This window comes from Serratia sp. BNK-17 (genome assembly GCF_048684935.1).
GTDB lineage: Bacteria > Pseudomonadota > Gammaproteobacteria > Enterobacterales > Enterobacteriaceae > Serratia > Serratia nematodiphila.
In genome coordinates this window covers 4824594-4844773 of sequence record NZ_JBLQTR010000001.1, presented here as the reverse complement: position 1 = coordinate 4844773, position 20180 = coordinate 4824594, and the positions used below count along the sequence as shown (strand labels likewise).

Annotated in this window: 21 protein-coding genes; 12 read left to right on the top strand and 9 right to left on the bottom strand. The window is 58.1% G+C overall.

Features of this window, described 5'->3' with window-relative positions:
* Positions 1 to 6: 6 nt before the first annotated feature.
* Positions 7 to 1536 carry a 3-hydroxyacyl-CoA dehydrogenase NAD-binding domain-containing protein gene (locus ACMGF7_RS23245; RefSeq protein WP_049239700.1) on the bottom strand — a complete coding sequence of 510 codons (1530 nt, stop codon included), beginning with the start codon at positions 1534 to 1536 and terminating at the stop codon, positions 7 to 9.
* 335 nt (positions 1537 to 1871) lie between these two features.
* Here ACMGF7_RS23245 and ACMGF7_RS23240 point away from each other — a divergent pair, with 335 nt between their 5' ends.
* The 3 genes from ACMGF7_RS23240 to ACMGF7_RS23230 all read left to right on the top strand — a co-directional run bounded on the left by ACMGF7_RS23240 (position 1872) and on the right by ACMGF7_RS23230 (position 4055).
* A complete protein-coding gene (locus ACMGF7_RS23240) occupies positions 1872 to 2588 on the top strand; it encodes a LuxR family transcriptional regulator (protein ID WP_275095708.1) in 717 nt (238 codons plus the stop codon).
* A gap of 180 nt (positions 2589 to 2768) precedes the next feature.
* A complete protein-coding gene (locus ACMGF7_RS23235) occupies positions 2769 to 3197 on the top strand; it encodes a universal stress protein (protein ID WP_004927993.1) in 429 nt (142 codons plus the stop codon).
* A 177-nt stretch (positions 3198 to 3374) separates the two neighbouring features.
* Positions 3375 to 4055 (top strand): hypothetical protein, encoded by a 681-nt coding sequence (locus ACMGF7_RS23230; RefSeq protein WP_049239699.1) that lies wholly within the window; start codon positions 3375 to 3377, stop codon positions 4053 to 4055.
* 45 nt (positions 4056 to 4100) lie between these two features.
* On the opposite strand, the gene ACMGF7_RS23225 is transcribed toward ACMGF7_RS23230, so the two are convergent.
* From ACMGF7_RS23225 to ACMGF7_RS23210, 4 genes are read right to left on the bottom strand one after another with little or no spacing between them, the layout of a single operon-like run.
* Entirely contained in the window at positions 4101 to 5114 is a 1014-nt protein-coding gene (locus ACMGF7_RS23225) for an Ldh family oxidoreductase (protein ID WP_004927988.1), read from the bottom strand.
* Between the two features lie 19 nt (positions 5115 to 5133).
* On the bottom strand, positions 5134 to 6699 hold the full coding sequence (locus ACMGF7_RS23220) for an APC family permease (RefSeq protein ID WP_015377394.1): 1566 nt from the start codon (positions 6697 to 6699) through the stop codon (positions 5134 to 5136).
* 44 nt (positions 6700 to 6743) lie between these two features.
* Positions 6744 to 8360: an aldehyde dehydrogenase (NADP(+)) gene (locus tag ACMGF7_RS23215; protein WP_325994338.1), complete on the bottom strand. Its 1617-nt coding sequence runs from the start codon at positions 8358 to 8360 to the stop codon at positions 6744 to 6746.
* 54 nt (positions 8361 to 8414) lie between these two features.
* The gene (locus tag ACMGF7_RS23210) at positions 8415 to 9335 is read right to left on the bottom strand and encodes a dihydrodipicolinate synthase family protein (RefSeq protein WP_015377396.1); all 921 of its coding nucleotides are present in this window, start codon (positions 9333 to 9335) and stop codon (positions 8415 to 8417) included.
* Between the two features lie 29 nt (positions 9336 to 9364).
* Between ACMGF7_RS23210 and ACMGF7_RS23205 the strand changes: the two genes are divergently transcribed.
* The gene (locus tag ACMGF7_RS23205) at positions 9365 to 9511 is read left to right on the top strand and encodes a hypothetical protein (protein WP_154612852.1); all 147 of its coding nucleotides are present in this window, start codon (positions 9365 to 9367) and stop codon (positions 9509 to 9511) included.
* Positions 9512 to 9542: 31 nt separating this feature from the next.
* On the opposite strand, the gene ACMGF7_RS23200 is transcribed toward ACMGF7_RS23205, so the two are convergent.
* Positions 9543 to 10397 carry an AraC family transcriptional regulator gene (locus ACMGF7_RS23200; protein WP_031300114.1) on the bottom strand — a complete coding sequence of 285 codons (855 nt, stop codon included), beginning with the start codon at positions 10395 to 10397 and terminating at the stop codon, positions 9543 to 9545.
* Between the two features lie 389 nt (positions 10398 to 10786).
* On the opposite strand from ACMGF7_RS23200, the gene ACMGF7_RS23195 reads away from it, so the two are divergent.
* The 4 genes from ACMGF7_RS23195 to ACMGF7_RS23180 are packed head-to-tail and all read left to right on the top strand — an operon-like array spanning position 10787 to position 14376.
* Entirely contained in the window at positions 10787 to 11734 is a 948-nt protein-coding gene (locus ACMGF7_RS23195; RefSeq protein WP_049239696.1) for a 4-hydroxyproline epimerase, read from the top strand.
* The gene (locus tag ACMGF7_RS23190; RefSeq protein WP_049239695.1) at positions 11734 to 12858 is read left to right on the top strand and encodes an NAD(P)/FAD-dependent oxidoreductase; all 1125 of its coding nucleotides are present in this window, start codon (positions 11734 to 11736) and stop codon (positions 12856 to 12858) included. Before ACMGF7_RS23195 ends, ACMGF7_RS23190 begins: the two co-directional genes overlap by 1 nt.
* A complete protein-coding gene (locus ACMGF7_RS23185) occupies positions 12855 to 13115 on the top strand; it encodes a (2Fe-2S)-binding protein (RefSeq protein ID WP_004927966.1) in 261 nt (86 codons plus the stop codon). Before ACMGF7_RS23190 ends, ACMGF7_RS23185 begins: the two co-directional genes overlap by 4 nt.
* Positions 13108 to 14376: an FAD-dependent oxidoreductase gene (locus ACMGF7_RS23180; protein ID WP_164095236.1), complete on the top strand. Its 1269-nt coding sequence runs from the start codon at positions 13108 to 13110 to the stop codon at positions 14374 to 14376. Before ACMGF7_RS23185 ends, ACMGF7_RS23180 begins: the two co-directional genes overlap by 8 nt.
* 40 nt (positions 14377 to 14416) lie before the next feature.
* Here the strand turns inward: ACMGF7_RS23180 and ACMGF7_RS23175 are convergent, their stop codons facing one another.
* Positions 14417 to 14776 (bottom strand): hypothetical protein, encoded by a 360-nt coding sequence (locus ACMGF7_RS23175; RefSeq protein ID WP_004927961.1) that lies wholly within the window; start codon positions 14774 to 14776, stop codon positions 14417 to 14419.
* Positions 14777 to 15319: 543 nt separating this feature from the next.
* On the opposite strand from ACMGF7_RS23175, the gene ACMGF7_RS23170 reads away from it, so the two are divergent.
* The gene (locus ACMGF7_RS23170; protein WP_033633390.1) at positions 15320 to 15634 is read left to right on the top strand and encodes a hypothetical protein; all 315 of its coding nucleotides are present in this window, start codon (positions 15320 to 15322) and stop codon (positions 15632 to 15634) included.
* 171 nt (positions 15635 to 15805) lie between these two features.
* Positions 15806 to 16237, top strand: a complete 432-nt coding sequence (locus tag ACMGF7_RS23165) for a hypothetical protein (protein ID WP_028128013.1) — start codon at positions 15806 to 15808, stop codon at positions 16235 to 16237.
* A gap of 17 nt (positions 16238 to 16254) precedes the next feature.
* Here ACMGF7_RS23165 and ACMGF7_RS23160 read toward each other — a convergent pair whose 3' ends face one another.
* Positions 16255 to 16596 (bottom strand): GlpM family protein, encoded by a 342-nt coding sequence (locus tag ACMGF7_RS23160; RefSeq protein WP_004927953.1) that lies wholly within the window; start codon positions 16594 to 16596, stop codon positions 16255 to 16257.
* A gap of 123 nt (positions 16597 to 16719) precedes the next feature.
* On the bottom strand, positions 16720 to 16944 hold the full coding sequence (locus ACMGF7_RS23155; RefSeq protein ID WP_004927950.1) for a DUF2594 family protein: 225 nt from the start codon (positions 16942 to 16944) through the stop codon (positions 16720 to 16722).
* A 704-nt stretch (positions 16945 to 17648) separates the two neighbouring features.
* Between ACMGF7_RS23155 and uvrY the strand changes: the two genes are divergently transcribed.
* Positions 17649 to 18305: a UvrY/SirA/GacA family response regulator transcription factor gene (gene uvrY / locus ACMGF7_RS23150; RefSeq protein WP_004927947.1), complete on the top strand. Its 657-nt coding sequence runs from the start codon at positions 17649 to 17651 to the stop codon at positions 18303 to 18305.
* Entirely contained in the window at positions 18298 to 20130 is a 1833-nt protein-coding gene (gene uvrC / locus ACMGF7_RS23145; protein ID WP_004927940.1) for an excinuclease ABC subunit UvrC, read from the top strand. Before uvrY ends, uvrC begins: the two co-directional genes overlap by 8 nt.
* The last annotated feature ends 50 nt before the right edge of the window (positions 20131 to 20180 follow it).

The following is a 20180-nucleotide window of genomic DNA, read 5'->3' as shown; positions in this document are numbered from 1 at the left end:
GGATCCTTAAGGCGTGGTCGTCAGCGCCGGTTGCGCGGCGTGCAGAAGGGTGTAATGCGGCGCATAGCGCGCCGCGTGCAGCAGCTGCGCCAGATTGCTCAGCGTCGTCCTGACGTTTTTCTCCCCCAGTTTGCCGAGCCAGTCGAAAATGCCACCGGCGTAGTTAACGCCCGCGACGGCGGCGACATCGATGTCTTCCCGGCTGCAGACGCCGCTTTCCACCATGATCACCGACTCATTGATCAGGCTGCTGAGGACGCGGGCGACGATAAGCGCCGGAGAGTCCTTGATAAATTCAACCTGCGGGATTGCCGTGTGCAGCAGGCGTAAAAACAGCGCCTTATTGGCCGCAGAAGCGTGGCGGCTGTGCGCCGCCACCAGATACGTGGTGTCGGCGTAGTTCAGGGCGACATCGACCACAAAGGCATCCGCTGCCGTCTGCTCGGCCAGTTGGCTCGCCGTGCGGCCATCGGTGATGCTGACGGTGAAAGCGTCATTGATCCGGACGGCCGCTCCCAGCCCCGGTAATGCCGGCCGTTGTTCCACGCGCAGCTGTGGCCACTGAAGCGCGGCTCGCTGCTGCAACAGGGTAAAAAAAGGGTGCTCGCCGTAAACGCGCAGCGTCTCGACGTCTGCATTGTTGGCGGCCGTCACCGGCGGGGCGGTTTCTTCGGCGGCAAAATAGGAGCGGCCGTTCTTTTTCCCCAACAGACCGGCATCGACCAGTGAACGCTGCAGATGACCAGGGGTATAGCGCGGGTCGTATTGCATGTCCTGCCAGATTTGCCGGCTGACCTGATAGTTGATGTCTTGGCCGATAAAATCGGTCAGCTCGAGCGGCCCCATGCGGAAGCGCCCGCCGGCCTTGAGGGCGCGGTCGATCTGCGCCGCGCGCGCCACATGTTCTTCCAACAGGCGGAACCCTTCCAGGTAGTAGGGGCGGGCCATGCGATTGACGATGAACCCCGGCGTGGCCTGGCAGACGACATCGCGTTTCCCCAACGCCGCCACCAGTTGGCGGCAGCGTTCCGTGGTGGCGTGCGCGGTAAAGTAGGCCGGAATGATTTCAATCAGCTTCATCAGCGGCGCGGGGTTGAAAAAATGCAAACCGATAAAGCGTTCGTTGTGCGTTACCGCAGTTGACAGCTTGTTGAGCGACAGTGAGGAGGTATTGGTGGCGATCAGCGTGTCGGGCTTGACCACTGCGGCGATGGCCGCCAGCACCTCAAGTTTGGTTTGTTCTTGCTCGGCGATGGTTTCTATCACCAGCTCGCTGTCGGCGATGGCCTCAAACACGGAAGTGAACATCAGATTGGCCAGCACCGCGTCTTTATCCCGCAGCGCGATCTTGCCCTGTTCGACTTTCTTATTCAGGTCTTGCGCGATATATTCGCGAGCTTGATTGAGGGTATTGCCGTTGCGATTATAAAGCATCGTGGGAATGCCTTTTTGCGCGAAAAGATAAGCGATGCCTCTGCCCATCGTTCCCGCGCCGATAATCGCAGCCGATTGAATTGCCGCATTACTTTCTGCCATAGAAAATCCCCGTCACTGTATGCCATGCGAAATTCGCAAATGCTTATTATCTCTTTGGATTTACGGCGGCACTGGGTGCCTGTCTGGAAAGTAATTTGTGGTGTCCTGGCTGTCTAACGGTAGAAGTGACAGGTTTACGTGTCGAGGAGAGTATGCTATTCGCGTAGTTTTCCTGTTCGGCGCAATAAAAAGGCTTATTTTTAGGGGAATAGCTGTTTTCGTTATAGCGTTGGTATTTTTTATTATATGAAACGGCTACTGGCGCCGGGCGGCGATATTCTATAGTGAATCTGACCTATCGATAAATCGGCATCGCTATCTGGAGAACCTGCGTTATGGATACCCGCACTCAACGGCTCATGGCGGAGGTGATTGGCAGCCTGGCCGATCGCGAATACTTTCTGACGCAGCTGGGGCCCTGCGCCGAGGCGTTGGGGTTTGATTATTTCTCCTACATCGTGTTTTCCTGTTATCCGGCCAGCAGCCCCAAGATGCTGATCGAAGGGAATATTTCAACGAACTATCTCGAGGATTATCGGCGGCAGCGGGTATATTTGCAGGATCCGGTTATTGAGCGTGCTCACCATTCCACGCTGCAGTTTCAGTGGGACGAAAGCTTTTATCATGAGCGGCCGACGCTTTGGCGGCGTATGGCGCAATTCGGCTTGTGCGCCGGTTGGTCGCAGTCGGTCAAGGATTGCTATGGCAGGTTGGGGATCCTGACGTTTGCCGGTAAAGCGCTACCTGAGCAAACGCCGCAAGCGCGTGCGGCAAATGAAACTTTTTTCCTTTGGCTGGCGCAAACCGCCCATAAAACGCTGCGGGAGGCCTTGATATCGGTGAATGATGACGCGATAAAAGATGTGCTGACGCTGCGTGAAAAAGACATTTTACGCTGGAGCAGCGAAGGAAAAACGGCGGAAGAGATCGCGTTGTTGATGGGGGTGAGCGAGCGCACGATCAATTTCCACATCGGCAACTCGATTAAAAAGCTTTCTGTCGCCAATAAGACCGCCGCTACCGCCAAAGCGGTTTATTTACAGCTAATTTAATCTCGAGTAATAAATAATTAATCGCCTATCCGTTATCGGTGTGATGTTTATATTTTGTTAAATTAAAAACTATCCTTGTCAGTATTTACCCCTCGATCACAAAAGCGTGATAAAGCGATTCACCGCGCCCGTGCGCGGCAGTATTCTGTTGGCACCCGGTTTACATAGAAAGGACGTGATATGTACAAGACTATTTTAGTGCCGATCGATATTGAAGAGGATCTGTTGACCGAGCATGCGCTGAAGCATGTGGAATATTTGGCGAAGATGTCCGGCGCTAAAGTGCATTTCTTCCATGCGCTGCCGGATGCCTCGGCTTTTGTTACTGCCTATTCGTTCGGCCTCAAGGAGTTTGAGAATCAGGCGGAGGTGAAGGCGGTGGATAGACTGAAGAAAATCATGTCGGAAATCGATCTGCCGTTGGATCGCCTCAATTACACCGTCAGCTTCGGTTCTGCACGCGATCAGGTGTTGGAACTGGCGGAAGAGATCGACGCCGATCTGATCATCATCGGTTCGCGTCGCCCGAGCGTGAAAACCTATCTGCTGGGGTCCAACGCCGCCGCTATCGTTCGACATGCCAATATTTCGGTGATGGTGGTCAGATAATTCATCTTAAACTCACCGTTTTCGGGCACGTTCTGCGGTTACCGGCCGGCTGCAGAGCGTGTTTTGCGTTTTATTGCCATCCCAGTCTGAACTGCTACGATTTTAGCTGACGTTTTTATGCCAACCGGGCCACCGGCCTTGCGCATATTTTTCATTTCAGCCAGAAGAGGGGCAGCTATGCCATTAGAAATCGATGGGATTATCAGAGGCGATCGGGGCAGTGAACCGAGCCGTTGGCAACATGCGTCAACCAAACCGCTTATCACGCTGACCTGGCATCACACCATTCCCTGGAACTGTTTGCGTAATGTCTGGAATGGTTTGGTGGCGGGGCAGCATTGGAACGCGCTGGACGAATTTATGAATCTGATCGGTGTGCCAAACCGCGCCGCGGTGCTCAAACAGATCCAGAATAAAAACCTGCAGGATCGCGATGGATTACACACTTTGGTGACCTGGCAAGGATGGAATATCGTCGAGGGGCCAGGTAATGAGTATCGCGCGCAGGGGGACGATCCCGGTGAAAACTTCGACGGTTGGTCGGGTAAGGGGATGAGCACTAATCAGCAAGCGACGCTGCAGCAGGTCAACGTGTTGTATCAGGTGATGGCGCCGCTGGGAAGCCGTGCGCTGGACGCCGCCAGACAGGCGCCGCCCATTACTGCGGAAGAAGCAGACGTCTTGCAACGGACGATTAAACAGACCCGCCCAACGTTGCGAGGAAAGGAACCGATCCGGTGGCAAGAAGACATGTGGCATCAGGTGCAGCCGGGTAAAGAGGCGAAACACTTCGCACGCTGGGACACCAAACCTGTGTGGCGCAAGCGCCTGCACAGCGACATGGCTCAGGCTGGATAAGCCTCTCCCCGCGCCGGGTTGCCGGCGCGGGGCATAAATCCAGCGTTAATCGCACAGCGCCACTATTTCGTCGTACAACGCCTTGGGGATTTCCACGCCGTATTGCTCGCTCTGGCGCCGTTGCCGATAACGGCGTTCGCCGGGGATGCGGGCGCCTTGCGCCTGCATATCGGCAAACATCGCCTCCGCTCCGGCGAAATATTTCGCCTTATCCGCACCGAGAAAACGCTCGGGATCCAACGCGATGACCAGCTCACCACCGTAAGGCGACGAACCGGTGCCATCGTCATAGGCCAGCGATTCCTTGCTGGTCATATCGCCGATCAGCGGCCCTGCCAGCAATTCAACCATTGCCGCCAGCGCCGAGCCCTTATGCCCGCCGAAGGTCAGCATCGCGCCCTCCAACACGCTGACGGCATCGGTGGACGGATTGCCTGCCTTATCAATGCCCCAGCCTTCAGGCAGCGGGGTGCCGGCGCGGCGGTGTAATTCGATTTCGCCGCGCGCTGCCGCGCTGGTGGCCATGTCGAACAAAAACGGCGGCCGATCCGGACGCGGCCAGCCGAAGGCTATGGGGTTGGTGCCGAAGAGCGGTCGCGAACCGCCGGCCGGCGTCACCCAGGCGTGGCTGGGCGTGCAGGCCAAGGCCACCAACCCCTGCTCGGTCAGCGGTTCGATATCGGCCCACAGCGCGGAGAAATGCACGCAGCGGTTGATCGCCAGCGCGGCGACACCGTTGGTGCGCACTTTCTCGATAAAGGCTGGCAGAGCGGTGCGGTAGGCCAGCAGGGAAAATGCACCGCCGGCGTCGGCGCGCAAGATGGCCGGCGCCTGGTCGAGCAATCTGGGCATCGCATCGGCAGAAACCTTGCCTGCCCGCAGCGATCGCACGCAGCCCAACAGCCGGTACAGCCCGTGAGAAGCGCAGCCGTCGCGTTCGCCCTGGGTGACATTTTGCGCCACCGCCTCGGCATGCGCCTGATTGAAACCGTTGCTGCGCAGCGTACGCAACGCCAGTTGATAAGCCTGTTCCAGCGACAGCACATGCATGGATGTCATTTCGATGTCCTCCCTGGGTTCATTCTTCTTCATCGCCGATAAAATTGGCCTGGGGTAAACAGGTATAGGCGCCCCAGTAGTAAATCGCCAGCGCAATCACCGCCATGGTGAGGGTGTCCCATGGATGAGCAATAGCGCCGATGCCGCCGAAGCTGCTGAGGTAGGAAAGCCCGATCACCAGCGCATAGAAGACGATCAGCCACAGCGAGGACCAAATTTGCTGCCTGAGGCTAACGGCGTGGGTCGGCACCTGATTCTTGAACAGGATGTAGATGAAGAACATCAGGATCTGCAAGCCGAGCAGCCAGGAGACGGTGTCCCAGCCGGACCAGAAGACGATCAGCGCCGAAATGATAAACGACAGCGGGCCGAGCACGCAGAAACCGCGGACCCGGAACGGACGCGGCATATCGGGCGCATTGCGCCGCAGCCCGGCGGCGGTGACCGGGGCGATGGCGTAGCTCAGCACCAGTGCGGCGGACACCACGCCGATCAGTTTTTCCCAGGATGGGAACGGCAGCGTCCAGAATACCGAGAGAGCGAAGGTCAGCCACAGCGCCGGGCGAGGAATACCTGACTCGCCATCCACCCGGGTGAACAGTTTGAAGAAGGTGCCGGCGCGCGCCCAACCGTAGATCACGCGGGGCGTGGCGTTCATATAGATATTGCCGGTGCCGCTCGGCGAAACGATCGCGTCGCTGACCACCAGAAACGCCAGCCATCCCATGCCCAGCGTGATGGCGATGTCGCGGAACGGCAGGGAGAACTGTTGGCTGATGCCGGCCCAGCCGCCGCTCAGCATCTCGCTGGGGATGCTGCCGAGAAACGCTATCTGCAGCAGCACATAGATGATGGTGGACAGCACCACCGACAGGATCAGCGCGATGGGAATGGTGCGCTGCGGCCGTTGCACCTCGCTGGCGACCGAAATGATCGGCGTCAGGCCGAGGTAGGCGAAGATGATGCCGCCGGCGGAAATGGCGGCCTCAACGCCGGCGGAACCGAAGGGAGCAAAGCCCTGGCTGTGCAGGTTTTCCGGTTTGAAAAAGCTGAACAACACCACGATCACCAACAGCGGCACCAGAAACTTCAGCACACTGATCAGGTTATTGGATTTGGCGAAGGTTTTGACGCTGTAATAGTTGAGCGCGAAGAAAAAGCACAGCAGCGCCAGCTGCACCAGCCAGCCGATCGCGGTTGGATCGCCGGAACCCGGCTGACTGAGGAACGGGAACCAGGCGGCGGCGTACTGCCGGGCGGCGACGACTTCGATGGCGATCAGGCTCGAGAAGGCGATCAGCGTGATAAACCCCAGCAGATAACCCATCAGTTCGCCGTGCGAGAATACCGGATAGCGAATGATGCCGCCGGCGCGCGGCAGGGCGGCACCCAGCTCGCAGTAGACGATGCCGAGCAGCAGCACCGCCAGGCCGCCGATCAGCCAGGAATAGATGCCGGCCGGGCCGGCGATGGAGGAGACATGGCTGGCGGCGAACAGCCAACCGGAGCCGAAGATGGCGCCCAGACCGATGAACGTCAGGTCGGTGAGCGTAAGCTGCTTCTTGAATTTGCCTTGGGTTGTCATGGTATTACCCTTTTGTTATTGAATGGCAGGCAGATGCGGCCGGGCTAATTTGGGGCAGGTGAAACCTGGGGGGCTCGGGTGTAAACGCCGTTCACCAGCCGCAGCAGGTTGAGCGGGTTGGCGTCCTGCAGCGCCGGCGGCAACAGCGCCGCAGGGGTGTTTTGCAAACAAACCGGCCGCAGGAAACGCTCGATGGCCAGCGTGCCTACCGAGGTGCCGCGTGCGTCGCTGGTGGCCGGGTAAGGGCCGCCGTGCACCATGGCGTCGCACACTTCCACCCCGGTCGGATACCCGTTGAACAGCACCCGACCGGCTTTGCGCGCCAACAGTGTCGTCAGCCCGGCGGCTACATCGAGATCGTCGTCGTCCGCCAGCAGCGTGGCGGTCAACTGGCCTTGCAATGCCGTTAGCGCCGCATGCAGCTGCGCTTCGTTATCCACCGCCACCAGGATGCTGACCGGGCCGAAGACCTCTTGTTGCAGCAGCGGGTCAGCCTGCAGCAACAGCGCCTCTTCCGCCTGATAAAGCTGCGCCGCCGCCCGAAGCGTGGGCGTTTCGCTTCGGCCTGCGAGACGCCGCATACCTGAATGGGCATCGAGGACCGCCAGCCCGTGACGGTAGTGCTCCAGCGTGCCGGCATTCAGCATCGGCTGCGGCTCGGCGGCGTTGACCAGGGCGCTCATCGTTTCGGTTAACCGATCGAAGGCGGCGCCGCGCAGCGCGACGATTACGCCGGGCTTGGTGCAGAACTGACCGCAGCCGAGTGTGAAGGAAGAGACCAGTTCCTGCGCAATGCGCTGCCCGCGCCGCGCCAACGCCTTGGGCAGGATCACTACCGGATTGATGCTCGACATTTCTGCGAAGACCGGGATAGGTTGAGGGCGTTGCATCGCCAGATCGAAGAGCGCCCGGCCGCCTTGCAGCGAGCCGGTGAATCCCACTGCCTGAATCGCCGGATGTTGTACCAAATCGGCCCCCACGCGGTTGCCGAAGATCATGTTGAAGACGCCAGCGGGCATCCTTGTGCGTTCCCGAGCGCGCTCGATCGCCTGAGCGGTCAGCTCGGCGGTAATCATATGACCGCTGTGCGCCTTGAACACGACCGGGCAGCCGGCGGCGAGCGCGGCGGCGGTATCACCGCCCGCGGTGGAAAACGCCAGCGGGAAGTTGCTGGCGCCGAAGACCGCCACCGGGCCGAGCGCCGTGCGGTATTGCCGCAGATCGGGGCGCGGCAGGGGGGAACGCTGCGGCAGCGCGAAGTCGATGCGCACGCCCTCGACGTCGCCGCGCCGCAGCAGCGTGGCGAACAGCCGCATCTGGCCGCTGGTTCTGGCGCGTTCGCCGCTCAACCGCGCAGGCGGCAAGGCCGTTTCCTGCATGGCGAAGGTGAAGAAAACATCATCCAATGCGTCTAACTCTTCGGCGATGGCGTCGAGAAAGTTCGCGCGTTGCTCTGCACTGAGCTGTGAATAGGGCGCAAAGGCTGCTGCGGCGGCTTCTGCGGCGGCGGCGGTTTCTGCCGCCGTGGCCTGGTGGAAGCGGTAGCCGGTTGGCTGACCGTCGTCGGCGCGCAGGCTACACAGCGACGCTTCCCCTTCGGCGAGGCGTTGGCCGCCGATAAATTGTTGGCCGCTGATGGCGGCGTAGCGATCGTTGGGCATCGGTTCCCCCGGTAGATAAAGCATGATGCCCGGCATGGCCGGGCGGTGAAGGCGTCACAGGCCGACGTTCGGCAGCGCAGGGCGGGTGGCCAGCGCTTTATCGATCACGGCGTTGATCTCGGTGAGCGTTTCTCCCTGCAGCGCCAGGCGCGGAGGGCGAGTGACAGCGCTGCCGCGGCCGACCCGCTGTTCGCAGAGTTTGATGCACTGCACCAGATCGGGGCGGGCATCGAGGTGCAGCAGCGGCATAAACCAGCTGTATAGCGCCAACGCTTCCTCATAGCGTTTTTCCTTTGCCAGCCGGAACAGGGTTTCCCCTTCGCGCGGGAAGGCATTGGACATGCCGGAGATCCAGCCTTGCGCGCCGACGGCGATGCTTTCCAGCACCACATCGTCCAATCCGGCGAACAGCACGAAGCGATCGCCGACTTCATTGCGCAGGTCGATAAAGCGGCGGGTATCGCCCGACGAGTCTTTGAAGCACACGATGTTCTCGCAGTCGACCAGCGAGGTCAGAATGTCGGGCGTGACGTCATTTTTGTAAATGGGAGGGTTGTTGTAGACCATTATCGGCAGATCGGTCGCGCCAGCGACGCTGCGGAAGTGCGCGGCGGTTTCGTGCGGTTTGGCGGAGTAGACCAGCGCCGGCATCACCATAATTCCGTCGACGCCGGCCTTTTGCGCTTCACGCGCCATGTTCTGCGCGAAGGCGGTGGTGAACTCGGCGATGCCGGCGATCACAGGCACTTTACCGTCGGCGGCGTCTTTCGCCACCTCGATCACCGCCAGCTTTTCCTGCACTGTCATCGAGGTATTTTCACCGACGGTGCCGCACACCACCAGGCCGGAGACGCCGTCGCGCACCAGGTTTTTGATCACCGTATGGGTGGCGTCGAGATCCAGAGAGAAATCGTTGCGAAATTGGGTCGTCACCGCCGGGAATACGCCGCTCCAGCTTAGGGTTTTATGGCTCATCGTGTTTGTCCTGTCGTCCGAAAGTGTTAATGAAAAGTGAATCTTTGGTAAGGCTCACCGACAGATTGACCGGTATTGCGCAGGGAGGCTTGACGCTTTTCGCCGATTGCCGCGACGAAATTGGCACAATAGCGGCGGAAAGCGGGCGTGAAAAATCGGGCGTCGGTACGCCGTGAGAAGAGAGGGTTAACGGGGTAAATCAGCGCGTTAAGCGGAAAGCGTCAGGCGAAAATCGCGCGGCGTGGAGCCGGTCATCGCTTTGAACTGACGGCTGAAGGCGCTGTGATCGGTATAGCCGCACTGCAGCGCGATGTCCGTGATCGGCAGATCGCCGGCCAGGAGTTCCGTGGCCTTTTCCAGCCGCACTTTGTGGATCATCTGGCGCGGGGTGAGGTGGAAGATACGTTTGCAGTAGCGTTCGATCTGCGCCACCGATAACCCGGTCAGCGCCGTCAGCTCTTCAAGCGCGATCGGTCTGGCGTAGTGGCGGCGGATATGCACGTCGATCGCCGCCAGCCGCTGGTAGGCCGGATGATTGGCTCTGGCCTCCTGCAGATCGTGAGAAATACCCGCCATACCGATGATTTTTCCCTGCGCGTCATACAGCGCCAGCTTTTGCGTCAGGCACCAGCCGGTTTCTCGGCCGTTGTACAGGTGCATTTCCAGCTGATCCTGGATCAACACGCCGTGGCGTAATACCCGCAGATCCTGCTCGGTATAGCCGGATCCGAGCTGAGCGGGAAAAACGTCGGCGGAGGTTTTGCCCAGCAGCGGCGTCACGGTTTTGAAACCGCAGCGCCTGGCCAGCGTCAGGTTGGCCAGCAGGTAGCGAGCCTGAGCGTCTTTGATAAAGAACACCACGTTGGGGATCGCGTTCAGCAATGGCGCGATCAGCGCCAGCGTATTCAGCAGATCGCGCAGGTTGTTCGGGCGCTGCTGCGCCAGTCCGTCGCACAGGCGCGACAGATGTTCGACGGCAAAAACGTCCTCCTGCTCCGGCAGCCCCACAAGCGAAGGCGGCGAGAGAGAAACCGGAGGCGGGTAGTCTGAAGTGGATCGCATAACAGTCCCTTTTCGGTCGTTAGCCGGAAAAACAGGCGGGCCAGGTTGGCGCTTTCGCATCAATATTAACTTTTTTGTAACGAAGCAAGCGCTATTTCCGGCGGGCTGCCAAATATGCGGATTGCCGCATACTTTTGCCGGACGGTGTTTGGCGGTTGCTTGAAAACTGCGGCGTTTCTCGCTACACAAGGGTTTAGCATGAAAGTAACGACATGATAAATAAGTCATTATTATGACAACCGTTAAACTCATACCCGCGACGCGTCAGGCCTGACGTTTGTCACTGTGCTGATTTCTTCATTCGCTGCGCCGAAATGCATCAAGCCGTCATGCTCACATTCGTTCAGGCTAATGCCATTGGTAACATCTCATTAACCCAGGAGACGCCGATGGCACTTTCTGCGCATATCACCGCTTTGCGGGCGATCGATTCTCATACCGGCGGAGAGCCGACCCGCCTGATCGTGGAAGGTTTTCCCGATCTCGGCGAGGGTAGCATGGCGGAACGGCGGGCGCGTTTCGCACAACATTATGACGATTGGCGCTGCGCGGTGATGCTCGAACCGCGTGGCAATGACGTGCTGGTGGGGGCGTTGCTGTGCCGCCCCTGCTCGCCACAGGCCACCGCCGGGGTGATCTTCTTTAACAACAGCGGCTATCTGGGCATGTGCGGGCACGGCACTATCGGGCTGATCGCTTCGCTGGCTCATTTGGGGCGCATTCACGCCGGGCGCCACCTGATCGAGACCCCGGTCGGCCCGGTAAGCGCCACGCTGCATGATGACGGCAGCGTCACGGTGGAGAACGTGTCGGCTTATCGCTACCGCCGCCAGGTGCGGCTTGAGGTTGCCGGTCACGGGCCGGTGACGGGTGACATCGCCTGGGGGGGCAACTGGTTTTTCCTGATCGGCGAGTCACCGTTGCCCATCGATAAACACAATCTGGAGGCCTTGACCGCCTTCACCTGGGCGGTGCGACAAACGTTGGAACAGGCGGGCATCCGCGGTGAAGACGGCGGAGCGATAGACCATATCGAACTGTTCGGTGACGATCCGCAGGCCGACAGCCGCAGCTTCGTGCTGTGCCCCGGCAAAGCCTATGACCGTTCTCCGTGCGGTACCGGCACCAGCGCCAAACTGGCGTGTCTGGCGGCGGACGGCAAACTGCCGCCGGACACGCAGTGGCGGCAGGCCAGCGTGATCGGCAGCGAATTCCAGGCCTATTATCGTTGGAACGGCGATCGCATTGCTCCCTTTATTCGCGGGCAGGCCTATGTGTGCGCCGATAGCCAACTGCTGCTCGACGAACGCGATCCCTTCGTCTGGGGGATACGCTGATGGGCGCCGAGCGGGGAGCCGATGTCATCGTGGTCGGTGCCGGTATCATCGGCGCCGCTTGCGCCTGGCGGCTGGCGCGGGAAGGGTATCGTGTCTCGGTGGTGGACGATCGCCGCGCCGGCGCCACCGCCGCCGGTATGGGGCATCTGGTTTGCATGGACGATAATCCTGCCGAGCTGGCGTTGAGCGCTTATTCGCTGCGGTTGTGGCGCGAAGTGACGGGGCGCATGCCGGAAACCTGCGCCTGGCGTGGTTGCGGTACGCTGTGGTTGGCGGATCAAGCGGATGAAATGGCCATCGCCGAGCAAAAGCGGGCGCGGCTGGCGGAGCAGGGCGTGGCCGCGGAACTGCTGACGGCAGAGCAGATCGCCGTCATGGAGCCGATGCTGCGGCACGGCCTGGCCGGCGGACTGCGGGTGCCGGGCGACGGCATTCTGTATGCGCCGCTCGCGGCTCGCTGGCTGTTGGCCGACGGTGGTGCGGCAATTGACGTGGTGCATGGTGAAGCGACAGCGTTGGAAGAGGAAGCCGTGCGGCTGGCGGACGGCAGGCGTCTGGCAGCGCCGGTGGTGGTCCTGGCCTGCGGCCTTAGGGCCAATAGCCTATTACCGCAAACTTTGCTTCACGCCAAGAAGGGCCAACTGGCGATCACCGATCGCTACCCGCGGCGGGTGCGGCATCAACTGGTGGAGCTGGGGTATGGCGCCAGCGCGCATGCCAGTAACGGCACGTCGGTGGCTTTCAATGTGCAGGCGCGGCCCACCGGACAATGGCTGATCGGCTCTTCCCGCCAGTTCGACGCCGTTGATTCGGCGTTGGACATGCCACTGTTGGCGGCAATGCTTACGCGTGCACAGTATTTCTTGCCCGCACTGGCGCAGATGAACATCATTCGCTGCTGGACCGGGTTGCGCGCCGCCTCTGCCGACGGGCTGCCGCTGTTGGGCGTGCATCCGCGGCATTCCTGGCTGTGGCTGGCGCTGGGGCATGAGGGATTGGGCGTCACGACTGCGCTCGGCAGCGCTGCGCTGATTACTGCGCAAATTGGCCGGCAAACGCCGGAGATTGACGATTCCCCGTATTTGGCTGCGCGGGCGTTTGCCGCCGAGGAGTTGCCTGTATGAATGAAAGACAAAATACGATCGCGTTGAGCATCGATGGAGAACACCGGCGGGTGCCGGTTGGTCTCAGCGTTGCTGCGGCGCTCAGCCTGTGCGGCGACGATCGTTGTCGGTTATCTGTTTCACACCAACCGCGTGCTCCCTTTTGTGGCATGGGCGTTTGTCAGGAGTGCCGGGTGACCATTAACGGCCTGCGTCGGCTAGCGTGCCAAACGCTGTGTCAAGCCGGCATGCGCATAGAGAGGAACGATGATGAGTAACTTCAATTGTGAGGTGCTGATCGTCGGTGCCGGGCCGGCCGGCATGGCGGCTGCGCTGGCCGCTGCGGAAAGTGGTGGCCAGGTGCGAATGATTGATGATAATCCGCATCCCGGCGGGCAAATCTGGCGCGACGGGATGCAGGTGGCTTTACCTGAAACGGCGAACCGCTATCGGCAGGCGGTGGCGGCGCGGGAAAATATTGCGCTGCAGTCTGGCTGCAAGCTGGTGGCGCAGTGTGGCGCTAACCGATTGGCATATGAAGACGCCGAGGGCTGCGGCGTGATTCGCTATCAAAAGCTGATTTTATGCAATGGCGCGCGTGAATTGTTGTTGCCGTTTCCCGGCTGGACGCTGCCGGGGGTGACCGGCGCCGGTGGTCTACAGGCGCAAATCAAGCAGGGGTTGGCGATCCGCGGCGAGCGAGTGGTGATCGCCGGCAGTGGTCCGCTGCTGTTGGCGGTGGCCGACAGCGTGAAACAGGCCGGCGGAGAGGTGGTCATGTTGGCGGAGCAGGCGCCGCTTTGGCGGTTGGCGGCGTTTGCCGGCGGCCTGTGGCGCTGGCCGGCCAAGCTGCGTCAGGCGTTTTCTTTGATGCCGCATCGTTACCGTGCCGGTAGCCGGGTGCAGGCGGCGTTGGGGCAAGCACGTTTAACCTCGGTGCGTGTCAATAACGGCGGGCGGGAAAGAACGATCGCCTGCGACAGGTTGGCCTGCGGTTTTGGTCTGGTGGCGAACATTGAGCTGGCGATGCTGTTGGGGTGTCGGATAGAACATGACGCCGTAGCGGTGAATCATTGGCAGCAAACCAGCCAGGTGCAAATTTTTGCTGCCGGGGAATGTACCGGCATCGGCGGCAGTGAATTGGCGCTCACTGAAGGCGCCATTGCCGGCTATGCTGCCACCGGGCAGCGGGAAAAGGCAGAGCGCCTGGCGGCGCAGCGGCGGCGGTGGCGGCGTTTCGCCACGGCGGCGGCAAGTGCCTTCGCACTCGATGAGCGCTTGAATTCGCTGGCCAATCCGCAAACGTTACTGTGCCGCTGCGAAGACGTTACGTTGGAACAGGTACGCCATCAGCCGGATTGGAACACGGCTAAGATGAGCAGCCGCTGTGGTATGGGGGCATGCCAGGGTAAAGTCTGCGCAACGGCGGCGAGGCAGCTTTTGGGCTGGCCTCTGCCGTCGCCGCGTGTGCCTTTAACGCCGGTCAGGACGGAAACGCTGGTTGCGCTGGGGCTGAACCGATGTGATGGTGATGGTTGAATGGGTTAGCGGCATCTTGCCCCAGGCAAACGCCGCCACATTACCATTGCGGCCAATAGTAGGTTTTCTCCCGCCAGCCTTTGCCGTACATACAGGCTTCGATGGTGGCGTCTCGGGCGGACTGATTGCGATCGGTCTGCACTGTTTTAATCGACGGCTCCTTGTCGTAGCGGTATCCCGATGGGCAGTCTTTCTTATTCTTCTCGCAAGGAATGTATTTGTTTTCGTAGCTGAACTCCACGTCCCGCACCACGTCCGGGGGGAAGCGATCGTATCCGCGGCTGCGGCATTCGGCATATTCGGCATTCCGGGTACTCTCAACCGCGCCAGGCCTTTCCCATTGGGTGCAGGCGGTCAACATCAATAACGGCAAAACAATCAAACAACGGCAATTCTTCATGGTGTCCCTAACTCTTTCTCTATCCTGAGGCTCGCAGCCTAGGAATGTTCCTAACTGACGAGGTGGGAAAGTGTAATAAACTGGCGGAACAATTGGAAATGATAATGGTTATTGTTTAGGTGTGATTGAGGAAGTGCCGTGTTGAGAGAGGATGTGGCGCATTGAGGGCAGTCTGTAAGGATCCGCGACCTCACGGCGAGGGCTGGACGATGTGGCATTGATTTTATTCATTCTCTTTATGCCGCAATGATCCGACCGCAATTGCATCGTTTTAATGATGGAAATAATATGCAGGCTAAGTATTTTTTTATCCGGTATGACTATTATTTTTATTTAGGATATTTACCCATGCCAAGGATTTAATGCTCAGTATTAATACCTTATTTTTTTATTTCTTTTTTTTATTGGGGTTTTATTCTCAGGTTTTTTCTGGGGAAGACTTTTTAGTTACAGGGAATTCATTTGCATTTTAAATTTGGATTTTTTAAATTCATTTTAGAGGAAGGATAACCGTACGCGACAGAGTCAAAAAAGGAGTTTATTTTGTCTGGGATAAAGAAAACGCCTGAAAGTCATGACGGTTTACCTTCACCATCAGAGGATTATGATACTTTTAAGCACCTCTCCGATGTTGGCGCCGTGTTGGGATATGGGCGAACCCGCTTTTATCAGTGGTGCCGTGGGCGCGGATTTCTAACCCCGATGAACGTTCCGTCCCATGAAATGATCAGCCTGGGATATATGGTGGCGGTGTTATCAGAGACCGGTCATACCCGGGTTTATGTCACGCAGGATGGTTTCAGTTACGTCAGTGGTGCTTTTGCGGCAGATATCCAACGTGGCATGATCAAGTTTTAAATCTGCAAGAATCGCCTTTATTTCAATGGCTTTAATGCAGAATCTTCTTATCCCTGCAGGTTCGTGATCGGAGTGGGAAGTTATCCGATTTTTTCGTCTCTGCGGTATGAAGGCTACTGGAGACAGCTATTCTCTTGCTACGATAAGCATTATTTTCTTCAGGAGCCAAGGATGAAGCATTACGCCGCGTTGTTATTTGCCTCTGCACTGCTGACGGGGTGTGCGACTCAAGCCGTACCGCCGCAACAGGCTGAGTTGCCCCCCCCAAGCCGTCTGATGCTCTATCAGAATATCCCGGATACGCCTTACGCTACGGTGGTCGTGGTGCGCGACAGCGGAATGCTGGCGGGCAGCTGCCGCACTGGCGTCTATGTGAATGGGGAGTTTGCCGCTTCACTCGAGGCAAAAGAAAAAGCAGAGTTTCGCGTGCCGCCAGGCAATATTTCGGTCAGTATCGGGCAAGATATGATCGAGAACTCTCTATGTATTTGGCGTGAAACCAGCGGCAGCGTGCCGATGACGCTGCGCGCCGGTGAAAGCCGCTATCTGCGCATCGCCGGCGATCGGCAGCGAGGCTTCGTGTTGCAGGCAGGGCGGCCGTAACAGCCCAGGCAAGGGCGTTAACGCCCTTGCCACCATCCCCACAGCGTAATTAATAGCCACGCCGCCGCAATCCAGCACAGTACCGCCGCCCCCAGCGCTAACGACAGCCGCAGGCTGTTAATCAGGAAATACAGCGAAATCAAATATACCAGGTAGGGCAATACCGCCCACATGCCGAAAATCAGCGTCGTTTTCAATGCCGCAATTGAACGTTCGCTGCCGACAATGTAATGCGCAATCAGGGCGAAAGTGGGAAAGAGCGGGACTAAACCGGCGATATAATAGTTGCGCGTTTTGGCCAGCAGGCCGATTAGAACCACGACCAGCGCGCCGATCAGCGCTTTGACAAGGATGCCCATAACGGTCTCGGGTGTGGGGGAGAAAGTCAACACACTGCCCGAAAGCACGTGCAAGATCAATGGGGTGTGGCGTAGCGTGGTGAAAAGCAGACCCACAAGAAGTGCGGGTCTGGGGCGCAACGCTTACTGACGGTAAGCGTGCTTGATTTGCTGAATGCTGTTCTTGAAGATTTCTGCCTGAGTCGGATCTTCAATCTGCGCGATGAAACGTTCCATGTTGATGATGACTTTCCCGGCGTCGGCCTGGCCGATCGATTTCAAGATCAGCGTCAGCGTAGCTTTGAGGCAGGCAACCTCAGTCGCCAAGATTTCCGGGTTTGCAGACGTAGTGAAATCAACGTTGCTCATTTTCTCTCCTGATTTTTTGAGGCCGTAGCCTGATACAAGCTGCTTTGGCGCACCGCGCACGGGCTAAAAAGTAGCCCCGGGCGCGGCGGCGAATTTAACTGGGCGCGGAGTATAGCATAGCATGAGTCTGTCATCTGCACCGGGCTTGCTCAGGTCACGCGGGTGGGCAACGTTCGCTCATTGCCTGTCTGAATCATCTAGTCTCGGCAAGTTATTTCGAGGTGGTTAACAAGTATTTTTCCGGTACGTTATTGTTGAACAATCGGGGTTATTATAATTATTGGGGGCGGAGGCGCCGATTTTACCGGCGTTTGCCGGGAATAATAGTTTCGACCGAGGGTTGCCGGACCCACGTTGGCCGCAGATTTTGTTACGCCTTTAAATATCAAATGATTACAAACAGCCAACAGCCGTGTTAATATTATTCATGTCGTGATTGCTTACACAGATTTCTCCCTCGCGGCATGATTGTCGCGCTATCCTGTGTCAGACGCAGCGCGACGAAATTATTTTCGTCGCCAGATCTTTTCCGACGTGACGATTTATCGGCGGCATAGACGGCTAAAATTGAAAAATCAGCTCTGCTCCGCAAAGTTATTCGGAAGTATGTATTAATCTGTATTCATTCTTGTCTGAAAAACAAGTAATATCTCTGGCGAAAACAGAGGCCGATTGCGTTACTCCCTTTTTTTGGAGATTTTTCCTTGATTAGCGTTCTTCTTGTTGATGACCACGAACTGGTGCGCGCAGGGATACGACGCATTCTTGAAGATATCAAAGGTATAAAAGTTGTCGGTGAGGCTCAGTGCGGTGAAGACGCCGTAAAATGGTGCCGTGGCAACGCTGTCGATATCGTACTGATGGACATGAATATGCCGGGCATTGGCGGGCTGGAAGCCACGCGCAAGATTGTGCGTTATGCACCCGACGTCAAAGTCATCATGTTGACCATCCATACTGAAAATCCTTTGCCCGCGAAGGTGATGCAGGCGGGTGCCGCCGGTTACCTGAGCAAGGGCGCCGCGCCGCAGGAAGTGATTAACGCCTTGCGTTCCGTGCATGCCGGGCAGCGCTATATCGCGTCTGATATCGCACAGCAGATGGCCCTGAGTCAGTTGGAACCGCAGGCTGAAACGCCGTTCAGCTGCTTGTCTGAACGCGAGTTACAGATCATGTTGATGATCACCAAAGGCAAAAAAGTGAATGAGATCTCGGAGCAACTGAGTCTCAGCCCGAAAACGGTGAACAGCTACCGTTACCGCATGTTCAGCAAACTGAATATCAGCGGCGACGTCGAATTGACTCACCTGGCCATCCGACATGGATTGTTCAATGCGGAGACGTTGTTAAGCAGTGAATGACCGTTTTGATGCCAAAGCCTTCCTGAGTACCGTCACCAGCCAGCCCGGCGTCTACCGTATGTATGACGCCACGGGTACGGTGATCTACGTCGGTAAAGCCAAAGACCTGAAAAAGCGTCTCGCCAGCTATTTTCGGCAGCAGGTCAGCAGCCGTAAAACCGAAACGCTGGTTAAAAATATCGCGCAAATAGACGTAACGGTTACCCACACCGAGACAGAAGCGCTGCTGTTGGAACATAACTACATTAAATTGTACCAACCGCGATATAATGTTCTTTTGCGAGACGATAAATCTTATCCGCTGATTTTTCTCAGTGCGGATACCCATCCCCGATTGGCGGTGCATCGCGGCGCCAAACACGCCAAAGGCGAATATTTCGGGCCTTTCCCCAACTCTTACGCCGTGCGTGAAACGCTGGCGCTGCTGCAGAAACTGTTCCCAATCCGCCAGTGCGAAAACAGCGTGTATCGCAACCGTTCGCGTCCGTGCCTGCAGTATCAGATCGGCCGCTGTCTGGGGCCTTGTGTTGCCGGCCTGGTGAGCGAAGAAGAGTACCGGCAGCAGGTGGACTACGTGCGGCTGTTTCTTTCTGGCAAAGATCAGCAGGTATTGCACCAGCTGATTGAGCGTATGGAAGAAGCCAGCAAACTGCTTAATTTCGAAGAGGCGGCGCGCATTCGCGATCAAATTCAGGCCGTGCGCCGCGTCACCGAACGGCAGTTCGTGTCGGGCGACAGCGACGATCTGGACGTGATCGGCGTGGCGTTCGATGCCGGTATGGCGTGCCTGCACGTGCTGTTCATCCGTCAGGGCAAGGTGCTGGGCAGCCGCAGCTATTTCCCTAAAGTGCCGGGCGGCACGGATATGGGCGAGGTGGTGCAGACCTTTGTCGGCCAGTTCTATCTGCAAGGCAGCCAGGCGCGTACGCTGCCCGGCGAGATCCTGCTGGATTTCAGCCTGCCGGAAAAAGACCTGCTTGCGGAATCGCTCTCCGAGTTGGCGGGGCGCAAGATCCAAATTCAAAGCAAACCGCGCGGCGATCGCGCCCGTTATCTGAAACTGGCGCGCACCAACGCGGCAACGGCGTTGACCACCAAGCTGTCGCAACAGTCGACGATCCATCAGCGGCTGGCGGAATTGGCCAAAGTGCTGAACCTGACGGAAATCAACCGTATGGAGTGCTTCGATATCAGCCATACCATGGGTGAGCAGACCGTGGCTTCGTGCGTGGTGTTCGACGGAAACGGCCCCGTGCGAGCGGAGTATCGGCGTTACAATATCAGCGGCATCACTCCTGGCGATGACTACGCGGCGATGACGCAGGTGCTGAAGCGCCGTTACGGCAAAGCGCTGGAAGAGAAAAAGATCCCGGATGTCATCTTCATCGACGGCGGTAAAGGGCAGCTCGGCATGGCGATCGACGTATTCAAATCGCTGAATGTTACCTGGGACAAGAATAAGCCGCTGCTGATCGGCATCGCCAAAGGCGCCGACCGTAAGGCAGGGTTAGAAACGTTGTTCTTTGTGCCGGAAGGTGAAGGGATTTCTCTGCCGCCGGATTCGCCGGCTCTGCATGTGATCCAACACATCCGCGACGATTCGCACAATCATGCCATTACCGGTCACCGGCAGAGAAGGGCGAAAGTCAGAAATACCAGCGCATTGGAGCTGATTGAAGGCGTAGGGCCGAAACGGCGCCAGGTGCTGTTGAAGTATATGGGCGGACTGCAACCTTTGTTGAACGCCAGCGTGGAGGAAATTGCAAAAGTGCCGGGTATTTCACAAGCATTGGCAGAAAAGATCTACAATGCATTGAAACACTGAGGGCAATGTAGCAACATACTCTTAATTTCCACTCTAGCCAGATAGTTACC

Bases quoted from the DNA above. Each gene is read 5' to 3' on its own strand.
- ACMGF7_RS23215 (WP_325994338.1), bottom strand. From the start codon at position 8,360: ATGCCCAACGATCGCTACGCCGCCATCAGCGGCCAACAATTTATCGGC.
- ACMGF7_RS23180 (WP_164095236.1), top strand. From the start codon at position 13,108: ATGAGTAACTTCAATTGTGAGGTGCTGATCGTCGGTGCCGGGCCGGCC.
- ACMGF7_RS23230 (WP_049239699.1), top strand. From the start codon at position 3,375: ATGCCATTAGAAATCGATGGGATTATCAGAGGCGATCGGGGCAGTGAA.
- ACMGF7_RS23195 (WP_049239696.1), top strand. From the start codon at position 10,787: ATGGCACTTTCTGCGCATATCACCGCTTTGCGGGCGATCGATTCTCAT.
- ACMGF7_RS23200 (WP_031300114.1), bottom strand. From the start codon at position 10,397: ATGCGATCCACTTCAGACTACCCGCCTCCGGTTTCTCTCTCGCCGCCT.
- ACMGF7_RS23245 (WP_049239700.1), bottom strand. From the start codon at position 1,536: ATGGCAGAAAGTAATGCGGCAATTCAATCGGCTGCGATTATCGGCGCG.
- ACMGF7_RS23155 (WP_004927950.1), bottom strand. From the start codon at position 16,944: ATGAGCAACGTTGATTTCACTACGTCTGCAAACCCGGAAATCTTGGCG.
- ACMGF7_RS23160 (WP_004927953.1), bottom strand. From the start codon at position 16,596: ATGGGCATCCTTGTCAAAGCGCTGATCGGCGCGCTGGTCGTGGTTCTA.
- ACMGF7_RS23175 (WP_004927961.1), bottom strand. From the start codon at position 14,776: ATGAAGAATTGCCGTTGTTTGATTGTTTTGCCGTTATTGATGTTGACC.
- ACMGF7_RS23220 (WP_015377394.1), bottom strand. From the start codon at position 6,699: ATGACAACCCAAGGCAAATTCAAGAAGCAGCTTACGCTCACCGACCTG.
- ACMGF7_RS23210 (WP_015377396.1), bottom strand. From the start codon at position 9,335: ATGAGCCATAAAACCCTAAGCTGGAGCGGCGTATTCCCGGCGGTGACG.
- ACMGF7_RS23240 (WP_275095708.1), top strand. From the start codon at position 1,872: ATGGATACCCGCACTCAACGGCTCATGGCGGAGGTGATTGGCAGCCTG.
- ACMGF7_RS23190 (WP_049239695.1), top strand. From the start codon at position 11,734: ATGGGCGCCGAGCGGGGAGCCGATGTCATCGTGGTCGGTGCCGGTATC.
- ACMGF7_RS23165 (WP_028128013.1), top strand. From the start codon at position 15,806: ATGAAGCATTACGCCGCGTTGTTATTTGCCTCTGCACTGCTGACGGGG.
- ACMGF7_RS23235 (WP_004927993.1), top strand. From the start codon at position 2,769: ATGTACAAGACTATTTTAGTGCCGATCGATATTGAAGAGGATCTGTTG.
- ACMGF7_RS23205 (WP_154612852.1), top strand. From the start codon at position 9,365: ATGAAAAGTGAATCTTTGGTAAGGCTCACCGACAGATTGACCGGTATT.
- ACMGF7_RS23225 (WP_004927988.1), bottom strand. From the start codon at position 5,114: ATGACATCCATGCATGTGCTGTCGCTGGAACAGGCTTATCAACTGGCG.
- ACMGF7_RS23185 (WP_004927966.1), top strand. From the start codon at position 12,855: ATGAATGAAAGACAAAATACGATCGCGTTGAGCATCGATGGAGAACAC.